Origin of the sequence: Streptomyces sp. DSM 15324 (assembly GCF_001514285.1) — a bacterium.
GTDB lineage: Bacteria > Actinomycetota > Actinomycetes > Streptomycetales > Streptomycetaceae > Streptomyces.
This window is the reverse complement of record NZ_KQ949035.1, coordinates 242,708-260,668: the sequence shown is the minus strand read 5'-3', so window position 1 is coordinate 260,668 and position 17,961 is coordinate 242,708. Positions and strand designations below refer to the sequence as shown.

The 17,961-nt window shown below is 70.1% G+C and carries 15 protein-coding genes and 2 pseudogenes; 5 read left to right on the top strand and 12 right to left on the bottom strand.

Features of this window, described 5'->3' with window-relative positions; translation table 11 throughout:
• Positions 1-56: 56 nt before the first annotated feature.
• From AQJ58_RS33885 to AQJ58_RS33875, 3 genes are all read right to left on the bottom strand, one after another.
• Positions 57-1,106, bottom strand: a complete 1,050-nt coding sequence (locus AQJ58_RS33885) for a sensor histidine kinase (RefSeq protein ID WP_234360376.1) — start codon at positions 1,104-1,106, stop codon at positions 57-59.
• Positions 1,107-1,693: 587 nt separating this feature from the next.
• Entirely contained in the window at positions 1,694-3,175 is a 1,482-nt protein-coding gene (locus AQJ58_RS33880; RefSeq protein WP_067257084.1) for a sensor histidine kinase, read from the bottom strand.
• Between the two features lie 2 nt (positions 3,176-3,177).
• Complete coding sequence (locus tag AQJ58_RS33875; RefSeq protein WP_067257082.1) at positions 3,178-3,903, bottom strand: response regulator transcription factor; 726 nt, start codon at positions 3,901-3,903, stop codon at positions 3,178-3,180.
• A 182-nt stretch (positions 3,904-4,085) separates the two neighbouring features.
• Here AQJ58_RS33875 and AQJ58_RS33870 point away from each other — a divergent pair, with 182 nt between their 5' ends.
• Complete coding sequence (locus AQJ58_RS33870; protein ID WP_067257080.1) at positions 4,086-5,312, top strand: helix-turn-helix domain-containing protein; 1,227 nt, start codon at positions 4,086-4,088, stop codon at positions 5,310-5,312.
• Between the two features lie 704 nt (positions 5,313-6,016).
• Here the strand turns inward: AQJ58_RS33870 and AQJ58_RS33865 are convergent.
• A complete protein-coding gene (locus tag AQJ58_RS33865) occupies positions 6,017-7,111 on the bottom strand; it encodes a non-reducing end alpha-L-arabinofuranosidase family hydrolase (RefSeq protein ID WP_067257079.1) in 1,095 nt (364 codons plus the stop codon).
• Positions 7,112-7,605: 494 nt separating this feature from the next.
• Here AQJ58_RS33865 and AQJ58_RS33860 point away from each other — a divergent pair.
• A pseudogene (locus AQJ58_RS33860) lies at positions 7,606-8,646 on the top strand (endo-1,4-beta-xylanase); the annotation flags it as partial.
• 109 nt (positions 8,647-8,755) lie between these two features.
• Here AQJ58_RS33860 and AQJ58_RS33855 read toward each other — a convergent pair.
• From AQJ58_RS33855 to AQJ58_RS42975, 3 genes are all read right to left on the bottom strand, one after another.
• On the bottom strand, positions 8,756-9,316 hold the full coding sequence (locus tag AQJ58_RS33855; RefSeq protein WP_159056364.1) for a hypothetical protein: 561 nt from the start codon (positions 9,314-9,316) through the stop codon (positions 8,756-8,758).
• 114 nt (positions 9,317-9,430) lie between these two features.
• Positions 9,431-10,243 carry an RNA ligase family protein gene (locus AQJ58_RS33850; protein WP_079079398.1) on the bottom strand — a complete coding sequence of 271 codons (813 nt, stop codon included), beginning with the start codon at positions 10,241-10,243 and terminating at the stop codon, positions 9,431-9,433.
• Between the two features lie 381 nt (positions 10,244-10,624).
• On the bottom strand, positions 10,625-10,948 hold the full coding sequence (locus AQJ58_RS42975; protein ID WP_199844753.1) for a hypothetical protein: 324 nt from the start codon (positions 10,946-10,948) through the stop codon (positions 10,625-10,627).
• A 99-nt stretch (positions 10,949-11,047) separates the two neighbouring features.
• Here AQJ58_RS42975 and AQJ58_RS33835 point away from each other — a divergent pair, with 99 nt between their 5' ends.
• Positions 11,048-11,221, top strand: a complete 174-nt coding sequence (locus AQJ58_RS33835; RefSeq protein ID WP_234360375.1) for a hypothetical protein — start codon at positions 11,048-11,050, stop codon at positions 11,219-11,221.
• Positions 11,222-11,233: 12 nt separating this feature from the next.
• Here the strand turns inward: AQJ58_RS33835 and AQJ58_RS45015 are convergent, their stop codons facing one another.
• The 3 genes from AQJ58_RS45015 to AQJ58_RS43570 form a co-directional block, all read right to left on the bottom strand.
• Positions 11,234-11,965 (bottom strand): nitroreductase family protein, encoded by a 732-nt coding sequence (locus AQJ58_RS45015; RefSeq protein WP_234360374.1) that lies wholly within the window; start codon positions 11,963-11,965, stop codon positions 11,234-11,236.
• A gap of 42 nt (positions 11,966-12,007) precedes the next feature.
• Positions 12,008-13,144 carry a ThiF family adenylyltransferase gene (locus AQJ58_RS45010; RefSeq protein WP_234360373.1) on the bottom strand — a complete coding sequence of 379 codons (1,137 nt, stop codon included), beginning with the start codon at positions 13,142-13,144 and terminating at the stop codon, positions 12,008-12,010.
• 96 nt (positions 13,145-13,240) lie between these two features.
• A complete protein-coding gene (locus tag AQJ58_RS43570; protein ID WP_067257071.1) occupies positions 13,241-14,014 on the bottom strand; it encodes a LuxR C-terminal-related transcriptional regulator in 774 nt (257 codons plus the stop codon).
• 389 nt (positions 14,015-14,403) lie between these two features.
• On the opposite strand from AQJ58_RS43570, the gene AQJ58_RS33820 reads away from it, so the two are divergent.
• Positions 14,404-15,600 carry a glycosyltransferase family 4 protein gene (locus tag AQJ58_RS33820; protein WP_067257069.1) on the top strand — a complete coding sequence of 399 codons (1,197 nt, stop codon included), beginning with the start codon at positions 14,404-14,406 and terminating at the stop codon, positions 15,598-15,600.
• Positions 15,601-15,651: 51 nt separating this feature from the next.
• Here AQJ58_RS33820 and AQJ58_RS33815 read toward each other — a convergent pair whose 3' ends face one another.
• Complete coding sequence (locus AQJ58_RS33815; protein ID WP_079079396.1) at positions 15,652-16,371, bottom strand: hypothetical protein; 720 nt, start codon at positions 16,369-16,371, stop codon at positions 15,652-15,654.
• 92 nt (positions 16,372-16,463) lie between these two features.
• On the opposite strand from AQJ58_RS33815, the pseudogene AQJ58_RS45005 reads away from it, so the two are divergent.
• Positions 16,464-16,607, top strand: a pseudogene (locus AQJ58_RS45005) (ATP-binding protein); the annotation flags it as partial.
• Positions 16,608-16,683: 76 nt separating this feature from the next.
• Here AQJ58_RS45005 and AQJ58_RS33810 read toward each other — a convergent pair.
• Positions 16,684-17,739, bottom strand: coding sequence for a hypothetical protein (locus tag AQJ58_RS33810; RefSeq protein ID WP_324613853.1), 1,056 nt, complete (start codon positions 17,737-17,739; stop codon positions 16,684-16,686).
• Positions 17,740-17,961: the final 222 nt, after the last annotated feature.

Here is a 17,961-nt window from a genome sequence, read left to right as displayed (position 1 = left end):
CGCCCCCGCTGCGGAGGGCCGGAATTTCGGTGGGGGAGTGGTGTGACGGGGCCGGCTCAGGCGGGCAGCCGGATGCGGAACCACGCCCCCCGGCGACCGGGCTCCAACGACACGGTCCCGCCGTGCGCGGTGACGATGGCCGCCACGACGCTCAGGCCCAGCCCGTTCCCGCCGCCCGTGTCCGCGACCGGTGCGCGCGTCGCGGCATGACCGCCGTGGACGAACCGCTCGAAGGCCGAGTGCCGCAACTCGAGCGGGATACCGGGCCCGTCGTCGATCACCTCGATGACCCGGAAACCGTCCTCGGTGCCCAGCCCCAGCGCGGTGCGGGTGCCCCCGGGCGTGTGGTGCCGGACGTTCGCCAGCAGGTTGGCGACCGCCTGGTAGAGCCGGTCCCGGTCGCCGACGACGGCGTGGGTGCCCGGCAGGATCGTGAGCCGGATGGGGTGGTGCGGGGAACAGGCCTGGGCGTCGGCCACCACTTCGCGGCACAGCTGGGCGAGGTTGACCGGCTCGCTGCGCAGGGGCTGGCCGAGGTCCAGCCTGGCGAGGAGCATCAACTCGTCCAGGAGCGCGGACATACGCCGGGTCTCGTCGGCCATACGGTCCATGACCAGGTCGAACTTCTCCGCGTCGGCCAGTCCGCCCAGCCGGGCCAACTGGACGTAGCCGGAGATGGCGGTGAGGGGAGTGCGCAACTCGTGGCACGCGGTCGCCACGAACGCCATCATGCGCTCCTCGGACTTGCGCCGGTTTCCCCGGTCCCTGTGCAGTTGGGCGCCGAGCCCGACCGCCGCCAGCAGCGGCAGGAGGATCAGGGCCAGCTTGAGCATCGCCCGTGAACCGGGGGCGCGCAGAGCCCCTTTGGGTCCCACGACCCCCATGCTCTGCCGGCTGCTGAGGATCACGGCCACCCGTTCGCGGCCGCCGCCCACGGCGCCCGGGTGGAGGGCCGTCGCGTGCGTCAGGAGCGGCCTGACCGGCGGGGGTGACCCTCCCTCCCGCGTCGGCCCGGCGGACAGGACGAGGAGGAGCACCATGAGGGAGAGGGCGCCGACCGCCGCACCACCGTGCGGGGTCCACGCTGAGGTCAGGGGGCGAGGCACCGACACCGCAGTCTCCTCGTGGGTCTCTCGAAGATATACCTCACCGCCCGATCAGGGTCCCCTGCGCCAACGCGACGAAAACAAGCCTTGCTTGGCGGCACGATACCGAAGGGCCCTCTCCGGTCGGCAAGTCTTCGCGTGACCAGGTTGTTACAAGGCGCTATCGATGTCGACAGGGTGGTCGCACCAGGTGGGAAGGGGTGCGGTGGGACCGGCGGTCGAGGCCCCGCCGGGCCGGAGCGCCGCCGCCATCGAGGTGCGGACGGGCAGCCCGGTCGTCGGCCCGGCCGGCCGCGTGGCCACCGCGGCCGACTGCCGGAGCTCCGGACACGGTGAAAAAGCACTGATCACAGGGTGTCGCGTGGCACGGAAGGGGCCAGGCGCGCGGCCCCCCGACCTCCCGCTCCGCCCCACGGCGGGGAAGACGGGGCGGGTCCGGCCGTGACAAACTCCCGCCCCGTGGATCTAGGGGAATCCCTGGTTTTCGCGGAAGTACGCGACACGGGGCGGGTGTCTGTGCAGGGGGGTTCCCAGGGTCGGCGGGCCGTGGTCGCTGCGGCAGGTGCTCAGCGGGCCGCCGTTGCGGGTCAGGGCAGTTGAGGGGATGCGGAGCCGAGGCGGCGCCCCGCGCTGGCGGGCAGGCTCACCCGGAACCACGCCCCCCGCTCCGAGGGTTCGAGACCGATCGAGCCGCCGTGCGCGATGACCACCGCCGCCGCCACGCTCAACCCCAGCCCGCGTCCCGGGCAATGAGGCAGGTCCGGGTCCGTGGGGGAGGAGTTCGGCGCGCGGAAGAACGGCTCGAAGATCCGGTCCCGCACGCTGCCCGCGATCCCGGGCCCGTCGTCGATGACGTCGATGACATGGCGGTCCCCGTCCAGACCCAGCCGGACCTGGGCCGAGGTCTCCTCGGGAGTGTGGGCCAGCACGTTGGAGATCAGGTTGTCGATCGCCTGCTCCAGCCGTTGCCGGTCGCCCTCCACCCAGTGCGGGAAGGACTCCACCTCACAGCGCAGTGTGCGGGGAGCGCCCGGCGCCTGGGCCCGGTCCACGGCCTGGACGCAGACCTGCGCCAGATCCACCGGACGCTGTTCGAGCATGCCGCCGTGCCCCAGCCGGGCCAGTAGCAGCATGTCCTCGACCAGGCTGATCAGACGCCGGGTCTCCTTCTGCACCTGCCCCATGGCCTCGTCCAGGCGGCGTGGGTCGTCCAGCGCCCGGATCAGGGCCAGTTGGGTGTACCCGGTGATCGTGGTGAGGGGGGTGCGCAGTTCATGACTGGCGGCCTCGACGAGTTCGCACAGCCTGTTCTCGTCCTGCCGACGGCGCAGGGCCGCCTCCTCGATGCGGCGCAGCAGGTAGTTGTACGTGTCGGCGGTGCGCTGCAGTTCCCTGGGCGGCTGCGTCGTGACCGGGACGCGTTCCGAGGGGTCCTCGCCGCCTTCCGCGATGCGTCGGGCGTCGGCCGACATCTCGCGCAGGGACACACAGGCCCGACGACTGATCCACAGGGCCCCGAGGGCCAGCGCGGCGATCAGCGGGACGGCGGTGACCGTCTCGATGTCCACGAGCGTCCGTACGGTCGCCTCGTCGGAGGCCGTCGACCGGGCGGTCACCAGATAGCCGCCCTCCGGCAGCCGGTCCACGAGGGCCCGTGCCGGCCGGCCCGGCACCGGCAGGGGCTGCTCGATCCCGTCCCGCTCCCGCAACAGCGCCGCCGGCATCGGCAGTCTGCCGAGCGGGGACGTGGCCCCGGTCGGCAGGCGCACGACACCGCGGGCGTCGGTCACCACGGACGCGGGGTCCTCCTGCGCCGGGTACCAGTCCCTCCCGGCGCGCAGTGCCTCCATCCGGAAGCGGTGGGTCTGGACGATCTGCTGGTCCGTGCGCTCCCGGAGGCGGTACGACAGCGTGCACACGCAGTAGATGTCGGCCCCGAGCACACCGATCGCGGCGATGACGAGGAATCCCCAGGCGAGCCTGCGCGACAAGGACGTGGCGGGGGCCGGACGGGAGCCGGCCCCCTGGTCCTTTCGACGGCTCTGGGAGGGGCACGCGGCGGTGGACATCCTCAGCCCTCCGTGCGGTGTCCGGGAGGGGCCGAGCGCACCAGGTAGCCCGCCCCGCGCACGGTGTGGATGAGGGTCTGGTCGGTGTCGCCCAGTTTCCGCCGCAAATAGTAGATGTAGGTCTCGACGATTCCGGACTCACCCCGGAAGTCGTAGCTCCACACGTTGTCGAGCATCTGGGCCTTGGAGATCACCTGGTCGGCGTTCTCCAGGAGATAACGCAGTAACGCGAATTCCGTCGACGACAGCTGAACCGGCTGACCGTGCCTCCAGACCTCGCGCGTGTCCTGGTCCAGTTCCACCCAACCGGCGCGCAGCCTGCGGCCCTGGGCCGGAACCAGCTCACGGCCGCGGCGCATGACGGCCCGGATCCGGGCCACCACCTCATTGAGGTCGAACGGCTTGGTGACGTAGTCGTCGGCGAGTTCGAGGCCGCGGACCTTGTCCGCCACCGCGTCCCGGGCGGTCACGAACAGGACGGGGGCGCTGACGCCCGCGCCGCGGAGGCTGCGGCAGACCTCGAACCCGTCCATGTCGGGCAGGACGACGTCGAGCAGAACGACGTCGGGGGCACAACTGGTCGCCAGGGCGAGCGCCTTGCTTCCCCGGTCGGCGGTGACCACCGCGAATCCGAGGAACTGCAACGCCATGGTGAGCATGGAGGCGATGCTGGACTCGTCCTCCACGACGAGCACGGTCGTTTTCGAGGACGTGTCGCTCTGGTTCATCGTGTGCGCACCAAGTCGGTAAGAACCCATTGTTGTCGAGATCTGCCCGCGGAATCGAGGAAGACGGGATCAGTGCTGTCGTTGTCATGATGGCACAGGGATGATCCATCGGATCGTATTCCGATCGTGCTCTGAGCGGACTTTGATGTATCTCTGAACTTCGTGCACTTTCCTGTCCTGACATGACCACACACGCGGAGCCGATACCCGACCTTCACCCACTCTTCGCGTCGGAGGGGATCGAGGATGTCGACGAAGTACGCCGCAGGGTCCGGTGGGAGATCTTCTCGGCCCTGACCGAGGTGGTGTCCGGCCAGGGCGACTGGAGCTGGCAGAGCGCGGCTCGCATCCGCGCGGAGGGCCGGGCGTGGGCCCGACAGGGCCGGTCCCTCGACGAACTGCTCGCCATGGTGGGCGGGATGACCCGCCACCTCATCAACCGCTGCACCGTCGGCGCCCATGACCAGGACGCCATGACGCACGAGGTGATGGTCCTGCGTCTCGGTGACGCCGGCAGGCTGGTGGGCCGTGAACTCAACTGCGGCTTCTTCGACGTGGGGATCGGCGGTGAGGCCGCCCCCGAGCCTCCCCGCCAGGTCCCCGCGCCGCGCACCCCCGGCTCTCCCGACGAGGCGCGCGCGGTGCTGGCCGTACGCGCTCTGTCGTGCACGATCGCCGACATCGACCGGGTCTTCCGAGGTCTGGCCGCGGCCGTGGTGCCGACGTCCGAGGACGGCGCCCACGTCCTGCTGCGGGCCGCCGGCCAGGAAGAGGCCGTCTCCCTCGCCCGGGAAGCCCACAAGGATCTTCCCGGCGACGTCTGGATCGCGGTCCACTGGCAGGAGCCCGGCCCCGGCACTCCGGGCGGACGGGCGGTGCCGGAGGGCGGCGGGGTGTCGGTCGCCGACGGCATCTGTGCCACGCTCCTCGCCCTCGAGTGTCCGCCCGGGGTGTACGGACTCGACGACGTCCTGGTGGAGTACGGAGCGGCGGAGACCCCGGCCGTCTCCGAGCGGCTCCTCAAAATGGTCGAGCCGCTGAACGAACACCCCGTCCTCTGGGACACCCTGACCGCCCTCATCGCCGCCGACGGGGTCCGTCACCGCGCCTGCGAGCGGCTGGGCGTCCACCGCAACACGCTGGACCGGCGCCTCCAGCGGATCGGCATGCTCACCGGCCAGCGCCTCGACGGGCTGCGCGGCCTGTGCACCCTGCGTGCGGCTCTCGCCGTCGTCGCGGTCACCCGGCTCCAGCGCGCCGCGGGCCTGACCTGGTCCGAACCGACGACGCCGGGCGGGTGGTCCCCGGAGGACGCCCTTGACTTCGGCGGCCACGAGGCCGTCCCGGACGGCCCGCCCCCGCACGCCGCAGGCGCGACCCGCCCGCGCGTCCCGGCCCCCCTCCGTTGACCGTGCCCCGGACCCACGCTCCCAGTTGAGCTGAGCCGAGCCCTGCCGAACTGAACCAAGCCGAGCCGACAAGCCGGCTGTACGTTCTCCAGAGCGCGGTGGAGAAGGGTGGCGGTCGCCGGCCGTGTGGTCAGCTGCGATGCGCGGCACCGGACCGACCCGCCCTGTTTCCACTGTGCCGCCGAGGACGCCTCGCCCGCGGCCCCCCGCACCACCACCGCGTGGGCCCGCCACCGCCGAGCGCCGACGACGAGACGGCGTCAGGCCCCCTGCCGCACACTTCCGGCACCTCCCCACCTCCCCCGGTTACCTGGCCCCGTAGCCCCCTGGCCCTCCTGCCCGCGCACCCGCGCAGGGTCGTACGGCGCCGGTTCGGACCACGTGCTCACGACGGCTTCCCGCCTCTCACCACGCCCACGCGGCGAGCCGGCGATTCTCCTTCCTGCCGCCGGCCTCACATCCCGGCATGTCGGCGACCTCGGCTACAGCGGATACGTCGCCTCCGCCGTCACCAAGGACGTGTCCCCGGCGGCGCCCGGGTCGCCGAGAACTGGCCCTGCCACGGCCCGGTCCCCTGGCCCCACGCGCCCTGCCGGGACGCCGTCAACGCCTACCCGGCGCGGTCCGGCGGCGACGCGCGGGCTCGGCCTTGCGCCGAGCCCGTCACGCCGGTTCCACACCGGAGCCGGAGTGCTGTCACGCCATCAGCGCTGGAGTGTCAGCAGACCCGGACGGTAGGGCAGGAGGCCGTAGTCACCGCCGGAGTTGGGGCTGCGCCCCTGGTAGAGCAACTGCAGGTGGCAGGGATCGACGGTCATGGTCTGGTCGGGGCTCGTGCGGATGAGTTCGCCGTGGCTGATGTCATTGGTCCACGTGGCGCCACTGTTGGCCTTGCCGGCGAAGGGGTTGCTCTCGGTGGCGGCCTGCGGGGTCCACTGACCGTTCAGGCTGGTGGCGGTGAACGAGCGGAAGTAGCGCCGCTCATTCGTACCCCGGGCCTCGACGATCATGAGGTAGCGGTTCTGGCCCTCCAGCTTGTAGACCTGGGGGGCCTCGAACAGGTTGCTGGTCGTATCGCTCATGACCACGGTCGAGGCCGAGCCGAAGCTGCCCGGGAAGTTCCCGATCGGCATACTGGCCCGGTAGATCTTGCCGTTGTCACCGGCGAAGAACAGGTACATGTTCGTGCCGTCACCGATGAGCGTCTGGTCGATGGGGCCTGTTCCGGAGCCGGAGATGCTCCCGGAGAAGAGCACCTGCTGGGATGACCAGCCATTGGGGTTGGTGGGGTTGGTCGACGTCCGGTAGGAGAAGGCGGTCCCGCCCCACTGGTAGGCGAGCACCCAGATGTTCTTCGGCGCGAAGTAGAAGAGGGTGGGCGCGACGGTCGAGGCCGACATCGCGTTCTGGCCGGCCGAGGCCATGTCCGACCAGTTCGTGAACGGGCTGAAGCTCATCGAACCCCAGCGCGACCCGTTGTCGTGCGTCGTCGCATAGACGAGTTGCCGCCCGTTGTACGGGACGACCGTGAAGTCCTTGAGCGAGACCCAGCCCGCCTTGGGCTGCGCCAGCGCGCCGGTCGATGTCCAGCGGTACGCCGACGGAAGATCGCACGCGGCGGCGGTGTCGGCGCCGAGGGCCTTGCCGCTGTCGTGGTTGACCAGCTGCTGCGAGGCGTTGGGGTCCGCGGGTGCCGCGCCGGAGGGCTGGGCACCGAGGAAGGCCGAGACCAGCAGCAAGGGCGAGAGGACGGCGAGTGATCGCCTCAGACGGACCGCGGACGAGTGGCGGAACCACATGGGAGGGCCTCCTTTGAGGTGGGGGTGAGGGACCTCGGTGAACCATGGAACGGACGTGCCGAGAGAGGGGCCGATCTCGAAAGTTTCGTAGATTTCCCGCAAGCTTCGACGCCACAAGCTAGGAATACAGGGTCCTTTGGTCAAGAGCTGTCACGGAGGTGTCCAAGAAATGCTCCTCCCTTCGCGTCAGGCAGGCGGGTCGACCCAGTCGGAGGCGCTCCGGCCGCGAGCAGGGATTCCGGAAGTTTCGGATGGGCAACCGAAACTTCTTCTGCGGGGAGTATTGACGATGCATCGTCAATAGCTCAATCATCCGTGCCTGAGGGGCCGGTTGCAGTTCGAGATGTCGAACGAGTCGCATCGAGTCTGTGCTGCACGGCAGAACCACGCACCGCCCGGGTTTCGGCCCGCCCTGTCCGTCTGCCAAGTGGGAGCGGGCGACGCATTCCCCTGCGCTTCAGTCCTTCTCTGATTCCTACCCAGGAGGCACAGTCATGGGCTGTTTTGCCCTTCCCAGAACCGTAATCCGCCGGAAGGTCCGCGGTCTGCTGCTGGCGCTGGTCGTCGGCGTCCTCGGGATGGCCGCCGTACTGGTCGCGCCGCCGAGCGCGCACGCCGCCGAGAGCACGCTCGGCGCCGCCGCGGCGCGGAGCGGCCGCTATTTCGGCACGGCCATCGCCTCCGGGAGGCTGGGCGACTCGGCGTACACGACGATCGCGAACCGTGAGTTCAACATGGTGACGCCCGAGAACGAGATGAAGATCGACGCCACCGAACCGCAGCGGGGCCAGTTCAACTTCAGCGCCGGCGACCGTGTCTACAACTGGGCGGTGCAGAACGGCAAGCGGGTGCGCGGCCACACCCTGGCCTGGCACTCCCAGCAGCCCGGCTGGATGCAGAGCCTCAGCGGCAGCACGCTGCGCCAGGCGATGATCAACCACATCAACGGCGTGATGGCCCACTACAGGGGCAAGATCGCCCAGTGGGACGTCGTGAACGAGGCCTTCGCCGACGGCAGTTCGGGAGCCCGGCGCGACTCCAACCTGCAGCGCACCGGCAACGACTGGATCGAGGTCGCCTTCCGCACCGCGCGCGCCGCAGACCCGGCCGCCAAGCTCTGCTACAACGACTACAACGTCGAGAACTGGACCTGGGCCAAGACCCAGGCCATGTACTCCATGGTCCGGGACTTCAAGCAGCGCGGCGTGCCGATCGACTGCGTCGGCTTCCAGTCGCACTTCAACAGCGGCAGCCCCTACAACAGCAACTTCCGCACCACCCTGCAGAACTTCGCCGCCCTCGGCGTCGACGTGGCGATCACCGAACTCGACATCCAGGGTGCTCCGGCCGCGACGTACGCGAACGTGGTCAACGACTGCCTGGCCGTCCGGCGCTGCCTCGGCATCACCGTCTGGGGTGTGCGCGACACCGATTCCTGGCGATCGGACCAGACGCCGCTGCTGTTCAACGGCAACGGCAGCAAGAAGCCCGCGTACACCGCCGTCCTCAACGCACTCAACAGCGGCACGGTGACGGTCCGTTAGCCCGGCACCGGTACCGCCTACGGCACAGTGACTCATCCGCACCGAGGAGTGGAGCCTGGATCATCCCGGCTCCACTCGCGCCGTCCGGTTCGCCGCACCCTCAGATGCGGGCGAAGACGTTGACCACCACTCCGATGTAGAGAATGACGAGGATGGTCCAGAAGGTGTAGACGATGCCCGGATACCGGATGTAGAGAGGTATCCGGATCGTCGGGTAACGCCTGCGCAGTTCACGGGGGGTCGGCGTACCTCCGAACTGCTGCTGGAAAGCCGCCCTGCGCCACACCTCGTCGAGTTCGTCCTCACGCCACTGGCGGGGATTGAGCATGACGGCGGCGCGGTCGTCGCCCACGACGAGCACCGCCCCGGCGATGCCGCTGGAGTTGATATGGGTCCGGGCCACGAAGCCGGGCCCTTCGACGGTGGTCAGCCGGCGCGCCCAGTTGCGCACCAGGACGGTGCCGTCCACCCATGCCACATACGTGTTCAGGGTGTGCAGGACCGCATAGACCACGTACCACAGGAAGGGGAGCGCGACGAGGGCGATGGCCGCGGGTACCGCCGCCGGCCCGAGCCCCTCACTGGTGCCGCGTCCGCCCGCGAGCAAGCGCACCATGCTGATACCCGGCACGATGACCGCCGGCACGATCGCCAGTGCCACGCGCCCGAACCGGCTCTTGTCCGGGGATACGAAGAGCTTTGTGCGGCGGTCACTCACAGACGGTCTCCGGTCTCTCCATACGCGGCGGCACAACGAAGGTCGTGTGTTCTGGTTCTAGGCGGCGGCAGGGAAGTCCTTGCGCTTGATCTTGGCGCGGCGACCGTCCGGGTGGTGGAAGACGATGCCCTCGGCCAGTGTGCCGGGGGCGAAGCGGCTCTCCAGCCGGGTCAGGAAGTCACGCAGGCCCGCGTAGTCGCGGGGCACGCCGTGGTAGACCGGCACCTCCAGGTTGAACGGCACGCACCGGTGGTCGTCCAGCCGCAGGGGGTTGCCCTGGATGCGGGGGCCGAGCGCTTCGCAGGAGTGCTCGCCGTCCGGCCAGGAGGTGACGTCGGTATTGCGGGCGGCGGCGAGAACCCACTTGTCCTCCGCCGCGCCCTCATGGGCGTCGACGTACCAGCCGTCCTTGATCCCCTGCTCCTTCTGCAGCCTGTTCGGGTTGCGTCGCTTCTCCACCCGTACCAGCCGGCCGGCCCGGACGGTGAGGCGGACGTTGGTTCCGTCGAGCTTCTCCGTCGGGGCCCCCTCGCCGTCGAACACCCACGCGCACTCCACCCGCGGCCGGTCGACGACCCGAAAGTCCCCGTCCCGCTCGAACAGTGTGGGGATCTTCTCCATGACCCGCAGCCCCTTTCTGACGTGCCCGACCAGTTCCTCGTGAGTGAGGGCACCGGACGCCAGGCCGCCCGCCAGCGCGCGGACCAGGTCCGCCACCGAAACGTCCGCCTCGACGGCAACCCGCTTCAACGCCTTCTTCTCTTCGGGCGAGATCCAGGCGACCAGCCGGGACCAGCCATCGGGCGGTGTCCATCGCGCGAGCTGCTCCGGGTTCTTCCGGGGCCGACCGCGTCCCCTGCGCTCCTCCATGGGCAGGACCCTAGGGCGACATTTAATGATGTGTCAATTGGCATAACAGAAAATGCAGAACCGGACCTTCGGAAGGCGCGGCCGGGCCTGCCGCTCTTGTACGTCGGCCCTCTTCGTGGGCGGGAAGGCGTGTTCAGTTCGCCGTGTGCTCGATGAGCCGTGCACACCCTGCTGTGCGAGGACGAGCTGTTCGTGGCTCTCCCGCGCGAGCATCGCCTGGCCGGAGCCGCGGCGGTCGACCTGCGGGAACTGCACGTCGAGGCCTGGCTCCACAGCGCGTACGGCGAAGTTCGGCTACGCGGCCGCCGGGTTGGGGGTGGCGGCCGTCACCGTCGACATCGAGCGCCTCGGCGGACCCGAGCTCCCCGACGGAGTCAAGGCTTACAGGACGGTGCCGTCACGATGGGCGAGGATGAGATCGGCGGCCCGGTGCACCCCGCCTGCCTCGCGCAGGAGCTTGCCCCAGCGGTCCGTTGCCCCCGCCGTGAGTGACGAAGGCCCGCACATGCGGATGGGCGAGCACGTCCAGCTGGGAGGGACCCACTCGCGCACCTGTATGTGCGCGGGCAACGGTGTGGGCAGCCTGGCCTGCTGGTCGGCCGGCAGCTTCCACAGCACGTGGTGCTTGGGGTCGAGCTGGGACAGAGCGCCTGCCAGGGCGGCCAGTTGTGCGTCGGACAGCACGGCGATGGTGCCGAGCCCCACCTACACGACCACCGCTACCGGGCGCTGCCGCAGAACGCCCTCGATGCGGCGGGACGCATCGACACACCGGTACTGCTCATCGCCGGCAGTGAGAACGGCTTGTGGCTCGACTCCCAGAAGCTCTGCCACGAGGCCCTCGCGCGCAGTCAGCCTCAGTTGGACGTGGAGTACCGGGAAATCCCCGGCTACGGCCACCTGGACACCTTCTTCGGCCGCGCCGCCGCTCTCGATGTGTACGGGCACATCCTGGACTTCGTCGGACGGCGCCGCTGACGGGGACGGGGGCTATCGGGCCCACCGGACGGAGTCCTCGATCCGGCAGCGCGCGCCCTGGTGGTGCGGCGTGGTCGTGGACCGTCCGGTTCGCAGGACCGCCAGGACCCCGTGGTACCCGTCGGGGCCGAGTCCGGCCGTCGGGCGACCGAACTCGCCGCCCAGCGGCTGGGCGGCATATCCGGCCTCGGTCAGTGCGAGCCAGATGCGCATCAGCGTGGCTCCCGCTTCGAGGCGGTCGGCGACGGTCCGGCGCGGGCCGCGCAGGACGAGCACGGCCCCGCAGTCGCGCAGCCTCCGTGCCCGCGCGCCGGCCGTCGCCGAGGCCAGTCGGCGGACCAGCGCCCGCGGTACCGCCTCGCTGTCGACGGCGCGGGCGAGCACGCCGGTCGCCCCCGAGTGGTCGAGGAGGTCGCGCGGTTCCCCGAAGGAACGGCGGCCGCTGTCGTGCCGTGCGCGTTCCCGCAGCCAGGCCCGGAGTCGGGCGTCCGACGCCGGATCGGCGGCCATGGCCGAGTCGAGCTCGGTCCGGGCGAGCCGGGCCAGGGCGGTGGGGCCGGTCACCGTCTCCAGGGCGAGGTTCCGCTCGCCGCTCAGCAATTCGATCCGCTTCGCCGTCGCCCTGTCGAGAGGGGTGCGCAGCAGGCTCTCGCGGTGGGTGGAGCGCAGGCCGAGCGCGCCCTGCCGGACGAGGACGTCGTCGCGGAGGCGGTCGCAGTGGAACCGGCCGACGTACGCGGGCATCCCGTCCTCGTCGGCCGGCTGATCCGACGCGGTCGAGGCCTCTCACTCGCCGTGCGCCAGGTAGGCCATGGCTCCCAGAGCGCAGCCGAGGCTCTCCGCCCAGCCCAGCGGGTCCTTGACGGCGGCGGGCCAGCGCTGCGGGTCGTGCGCCAGCCGGACCGTGCGGTCGTCGAGGAGTTCGAACGCCCAGGGCTGGGCGTTGAAGGCGGAAGGGGCGAGCCGGGCGCCGTCCAGCACGCCGGCGAGCCGCTCGGGCAGTGGGCGCGGGGGCTCTGGCGCGGCTGAGGGCCGGAGCGGGGTGCGCCGGGAGGCGGCGCGTAGCGCCCGTCGGGACCGTACGATCTCCACCGGCAGCCGCGCCCGGTGCAGCAGGGCGGCCGGGCGGGTCATGACCGCGGCATGCACGTCGATGGTGACGACATGCCGTGTCCGGCGGTTCATGAGCACGTCCACGACGGTTCTCGCGGTCAGTGTGGCCAGGCCGAGGACGCAGTACCCGATCTGCGGCCAGGAGCCCCCGTTGACGCGCCGGTCGGTCTGCACGGCCAGGAAGTCGCTGGGAACGTGAGTACTGCCGATCCACCGCATCGATTCCCACAGGCGGTTCTCGCGGTGTGCCTCGGCGCTCGCCCTGCCGTAGAACGGCACCGGGTTGCGCCGGTAGTCGAAGACGTACAGGGTCGGTCTCCCGCCGAAGTCCATACCCGCCAGGACGGGGATGCCGAGCCGGGCGGCCCGCTCGTGCAGCTGGTACTTGACCCAGGACGACATCGTCGGGTCGATGGCGTCGAAGACGATGTGGACGCCGTCGAGTGCCTCGTCGAGGTTCTCCAGGGTCAGCCCCTGCGGGTAGACGGTCACTTCGGCCGAGGGGTTGAGCGTGCGCATCCGGTCGGCGATCGCCGTGGGCTTCGAACGGCCCAGGTCGGCCTGTACACAGGCCTGCCGGTTCAGGTTCGAGACGTCGAAGACGTCGGGGTCGGCGAGCCGGAAGCGCAGCACACCGAGCCGGGCCAGGGGTTCGACGACCCCGCCACCGCCGCCGCATCCCGCGACGAGTACGGTCGCGGCGCGCAGGGCCGCCTGTTCCCGTTCGCTGATGATGCCGGTGTTGCGGCTCACGGCCTCGGCCCCTGCGGCCATCATGTCGATGTCCGCCCGGTGGGTGTCAGTGGCCATGGCTGGATCCGTTCGCTCGGTGCTCGTGTTCGGCCCGCGCTCCGACGGCGGTGGAGCGAAGTGCCCCACTACGCCGGCGGGTTGGGCGTGTTCGGCTCATGCGCTTTCCAACTCGGAGTGGTGGCCGCCTGCGGTGAGCACCGGTGCGGGCCGTCGAGCGTCGATGACGTTGTCGGACGGGCGGGATGCCGACACCTGGGCGCGGTCCGCGGGCGCGGGGCCCGAGTCGGCGCAGGCGGACCTGCCGACCGGGAACCGCGCCATCTGCTGGGGCCTGACCCGGGGCGGCCAGCAGTGCGGGACGAGGATGTTCAGCGCATAGGCGCGGGCGACGAGCGCGGACCGGGTGGGGGCCTGCAGCTTCTTCAGCATCGCGCTGATGTGGTACTCGACGCCGTGGCTGCTGAGGCCGAGCCGTGAGGCCAACTGCTGGGTGGACAGCCCGGCGGCCACGCCTTCCAGGATGCGGGCGGGCACCTCGGAGAGTGTCGTGGCCGGTGTGAGCGTGGGGCTGTGGACGGCGTCCGGGACGATGAGCGCGATCGCGGCGCAGTCCGTGCGGCAGACATGCAGGACGGTGTTGAGCGTGAGGCCCGTGACCAGGCAGTCCCTGTCCGTGAGGGTCCCGTCCGTGAGTGTCAGGCGGATGCTGAAGTCGCCGCACCGCCCGTCGACGAGTTGGGAGAAAGGTTCCTCCAGGCTCCCCGCGGCCGTCGGGTGGAAGAACCGTGCCAGAGGTTCCCCCGTCACCTCTGCCCGTACGAGCCCGAACTGCTCGCAGAACGCGTCGTTCGCGTCCACGACCCGGAGGGCGGTGTCGAGATGGACGATGCCTGGTGCCGTGGTGAGCGCCGACGGGGGCGCCGGCACCGACGGGGCTCCTGATTTCGCCGGGACGGGCTCTGGGTGTGGCTCCAGAATGGTGGCCTTGGGCAGGGTGGACAAGGCAGTACCTCTTTCGGGGGCGGCCGGAAGAGACTCGGGTGTTCCGCGTTCGGCCGATGCCGGTGGACTGCCCTGGGCGGGGGCGTCCTCAGTCTCTTCCGTCAGGTGGGACAGAGGGCCATGGGGGAAGCCGGCCGTGCGGTGGGGGGACAGGCGCGCCCGAACGTCCAGGAGCTCGCACAGAGCGCGGAGGGCACCGACGGCCCCGATCGGCTCGGGTGGGACGGGACGGCTTGGTCGGCGGCGGCCTTGGAGCAGGACGAGGACGAGGCGCCGGGCACGGCATCCTCGAGTCGAGGCCACAGCCAAAGCCCGTGCGTGTACTGGCGGTCGCCGACGAGTGGTTCTCCGCACGGGGCGGGATCAGCACGATCAACCGGGAACTGTGTATCGCGCTGGCGGCGATCGAAGACGTCGAAGTCTGGTGCCTGATCGCCGGATCCTTCTCCGAGAAGGAACGGCTCGATGCCGCGAAGGCGAAGGTGACGCTGGTGGCGTCCACGGCAACGCCCGGGCTGAGGGACGAGCAGATCATCTTGCGTCCGCCGCGCCTCCCTGGCGGTGGCAAGCCGGATGTCGTCATCGGGCACGGCCAGGTGACCGGGCCCTATGCGCTGGCCCTGGTCGAGGACTTCTACCAGCGAGCGTGCCACTTCCACTTCGTGCACACGGAACCGGATCTCCTGGAGTTGCTCAAGTCGGGGAGGAAGGAGGACCCCGCGTGGCGCGCCGAAGAACGTTCATGGAACGACTGGCAGGTGGGAGGCAGGGCCTCGCGGGCGGTCGGAGTCGGACCAGTCCTGTTCGACATGCTCGAACGTGATCTCCCGCGCTCGGCTCCGCCTCCCCATCGACTGGATCCGGGATTCGACCCCTCGCCCGTGTCTCCTCCCGAGAGGCTGCGGGGAAACCCACTGGTGACGCTGATGGGCAGGTTGGAGGACGGGGACACCAAGGGCGTCGTTCTCGCCGTACGGGCCACCAATCGGGCCCTTCGACTGCGTCCCGACATCAAGCGTGTCGACCTCATGCTGCGAGGGGTGCGCCCGGGCCAAGGCGACCGGCTCGTCCGCAAGTTGTCACCATGGGTGACCGAGCCACGGCTGAAGCTGCTGCCCCGCAACTACACCACCGACCAGGCTCGGCTGGAACATGACCTGGGACGCGTGTGGCTGGCGTTGATGCCGTCGCTTGCCGAGGCGTTCGGTCTCGTCAGCTCGGAACACGTCCGTGCGGGGATTCCCTGTCTCATGAGCGCCGACAGTGGTGTGGGGGAGTTGATCACCGAAGTGGACCCCGACCTCGCACGCCATGTGGTCCTGCCCGTCACCGGCGGCGAGGAGGACGAGGAGTTGTGGGCCCATAGGATCGCGGAAGTCATCGCCCACCCCGAAGAGGCACTGACCCGGGCTCGTCGCCTGCGCGACGCCATGGCCCAGGCACGCAGTTGGGACGATGCCGCGCGACAACTCCTCGACGCTGCTCGTGGGGTGCTCGCCGACCGCGGCTGAAGGAGCGGCGCAGGGAAGCACCCCAGCCCTGAAGCCACCCCGCCGAAGTGCCTACGCCACGGCGCGGAACGCGGAGGCAGTGACGTCACGGGCGAAGGTCGCGCCGTGGAAGCCGTACGTGCGGATGGAGTCGATCCGTAGAACGACGCAGAACCGTTCCGTGTGATCCAGCCGGGCGGCCAGGTCCCGCCACGAGGTCATCAGGTAGTGCACGGCGGCATGGTTGGCGAGAGAGGTCTGACCGCTGATCAGCACGACCGGTCGCTGAGCACCCGGCGGGACGAACTTCGCGACCAAGGCGTGCTCCTGCTCACCGCGATCCCACCCGAACACCTCGCCGCCGACCTCGATCGCCATCGAGAGGCCCGGTTCGTCGAAAGGGTGGACGGTCACGCCGGGCAGATTATGACGGAGATGCCCGCCTGTGCGTACGTTCGATCCGTTCTCGGGGCTTCCGATGCAGAACTCCACGGCTCCGCCGTTGCTGCCGCGGAACTCGTCGCTGGAGCGCATCGTCACCTCGCAGCCCTGCTCCGCGGCAAGGAGCGCGGCCTTCAGTACGGCCTGCACATCCCGATGTTGAGCTGTTCCGGGGGCGTCCCACTTGTTGTTCATGACGACGATGCACGGATCGCCCGGCATGATGCCGAAGAAGCCCGCCTTGCGGCGCAGGACACGGCGTCTGGCCTGTCGCTGCCACACCCAGACCGTCCCCCCACTGAGCATGCTGGTAACGAGACCGATCACTACGTTCAGGGCGATGCCCGTCACGCCGCGCCCTCCCCCCCGGCCGGTCCTTCATGATGCCAGGTACCGGCTTCGGCGGACAGATCACCGCGTTCGGGTGGACACAGAGCGTGATGGACGCTGGGCGGGTCGGGCAGCCCGGCCTGGAGGTCGTCATGGCCGGGGCCCAGGGTTTCGAGGCGCAGCGCGAGCCGGTCGGCAAACGCATCACCGCGCGCATCGCCCTTCTGGACGACACCGACGGCGCCATCACCGGGCGCCGGCTCGCCCGTGAACGGCTACTACGAGAACTACTGCTCGATCACTGCTGGCGGCGGGCTGCACACTGCGGACGGGCTACGTCATCAACTCGATGTGCGGATGCTCGGGCTTCGCCGGGCAGACGAACAGGTGCTGCCGGTAGCCGCTGCCTATCTGGACCCCGGTCGCGTTGTAGCCGCGGTGGCCGGGGTACGGTCCAGCACCTGGGTGGGGGTGCGGAGACCAGCTGTTCCCGGCGTCGTCCCCATCTTCAAACGTGGCAATGGTCATCAGGACCTCCATGCCGGTGCCGCACTCGGAACAGAGCTGCGGGCTGGGGTCGGTGGAGTCCCAAGCGGGCCAGCCGCCGACTTTCCAGCCCGGTGCGTTGGACAGCACACGGTCGTAGTACACGTCCGGGTCCATGCCTTCCTCTGCTGCCTGCGGCACACTCCACTGCTTGAGCTGCTCCCGCAGTTCTTCGCTCAGCTCCAGATGGTCGGGGTACTCGGTGATCTGCTCCGGTTCGAGCACGCACGGTTCCGGCAGATAGCCGTCGAACTGCACTGCGGGTGGCTCGGGGGGCGTCTCGAGAATGTCGGTGACGGCGGCTGCGGAACGCCAGAAGAGCAGGGTCCTCGGCATGATCGGGTGATCGAAAGGGCACCACAGAACCTGCAGCAGGTCCTTACCGTTCGGCGGGCTCAGACGGGTCACATCCCTTACGTACAGCTGCGCGACGGGCAGCATCGCTATGGGGCCGTCGTACGACTGGACCGCCAGCCTCACGGGATACGTCTGACGGGGCCGGATCCGCTCGAGAGTCTCCCGTTCCTCCGGAGTCAGGTCCCGGCCGTGCGAGGCGGCGAAGATCCGTCGCACCAGCCGCAGATCCGCCGGGGACTGGGCTGGGTTGATGCCGTCCACCACATGCGGTTCCTCGCAGTGCGGCCACGGCTCCTCGGCGGGCCACAGCAGCGGCCCGCCGATTGAGCTGTCGTGCCACGTCGGCGCCCCAGGGCGGGGGTGCAGACGGGTCGCCGTGCGGGCCAGCGGGGCCAGTTGGGGAAAGACCGCGGCAACGTCGATCGGCCGTGGCGGAGTGACAGGAGTGACAATCATGGCCGCAATCTTGCCGATCGCCTCTGACAACGGCCCTCGTGGCCGCCCCACGAAGAGCTCCGGGCGCCACCCCGGAGAGCGCCACCGCCTGTCCGTTGCCGGCAGATGCCCCGCGAGCAGGTCCACGATCGCCGCGTGGATGTCCGTCGACGCGCGCGGTTCGGCGCCACGTCCCACCTGGACAGGGAGGACCTTGACGCGGTCGGCAGGCCGTGGCCGAGCCCATTGAATGTGAGCTTCTCGCCGATGGTG

Bases quoted from the DNA above. Each gene is read 5' to 3' on its own strand.
- AQJ58_RS33880 (WP_067257084.1), bottom strand. From the start codon at position 3,175: ATGTCCACCGCCGCGTGCCCCTCCCAGAGCCGTCGAAAGGACCAGGGG.
- AQJ58_RS33875 (WP_067257082.1), bottom strand. From the start codon at position 3,903: ATGAACCAGAGCGACACGTCCTCGAAAACGACCGTGCTCGTCGTGGAG.
- AQJ58_RS33870 (WP_067257080.1), top strand. From the start codon at position 4,086: ATGACCACACACGCGGAGCCGATACCCGACCTTCACCCACTCTTCGCG.
- AQJ58_RS33865 (WP_067257079.1), bottom strand. From the start codon at position 7,111: ATGTGGTTCCGCCACTCGTCCGCGGTCCGTCTGAGGCGATCACTCGCC.
- AQJ58_RS33850 (WP_079079398.1), bottom strand. From the start codon at position 10,243: ATGGAGGAGCGCAGGGGACGCGGTCGGCCCCGGAAGAACCCGGAGCAG.
- AQJ58_RS45015 (WP_234360374.1), bottom strand. From the start codon at position 11,965: ATGCCCGCGTACGTCGGCCGGTTCCACTGCGACCGCCTCCGCGACGAC.
- AQJ58_RS45010 (WP_234360373.1), bottom strand. From the start codon at position 13,144: ATGGCCACTGACACCCACCGGGCGGACATCGACATGATGGCCGCAGGG.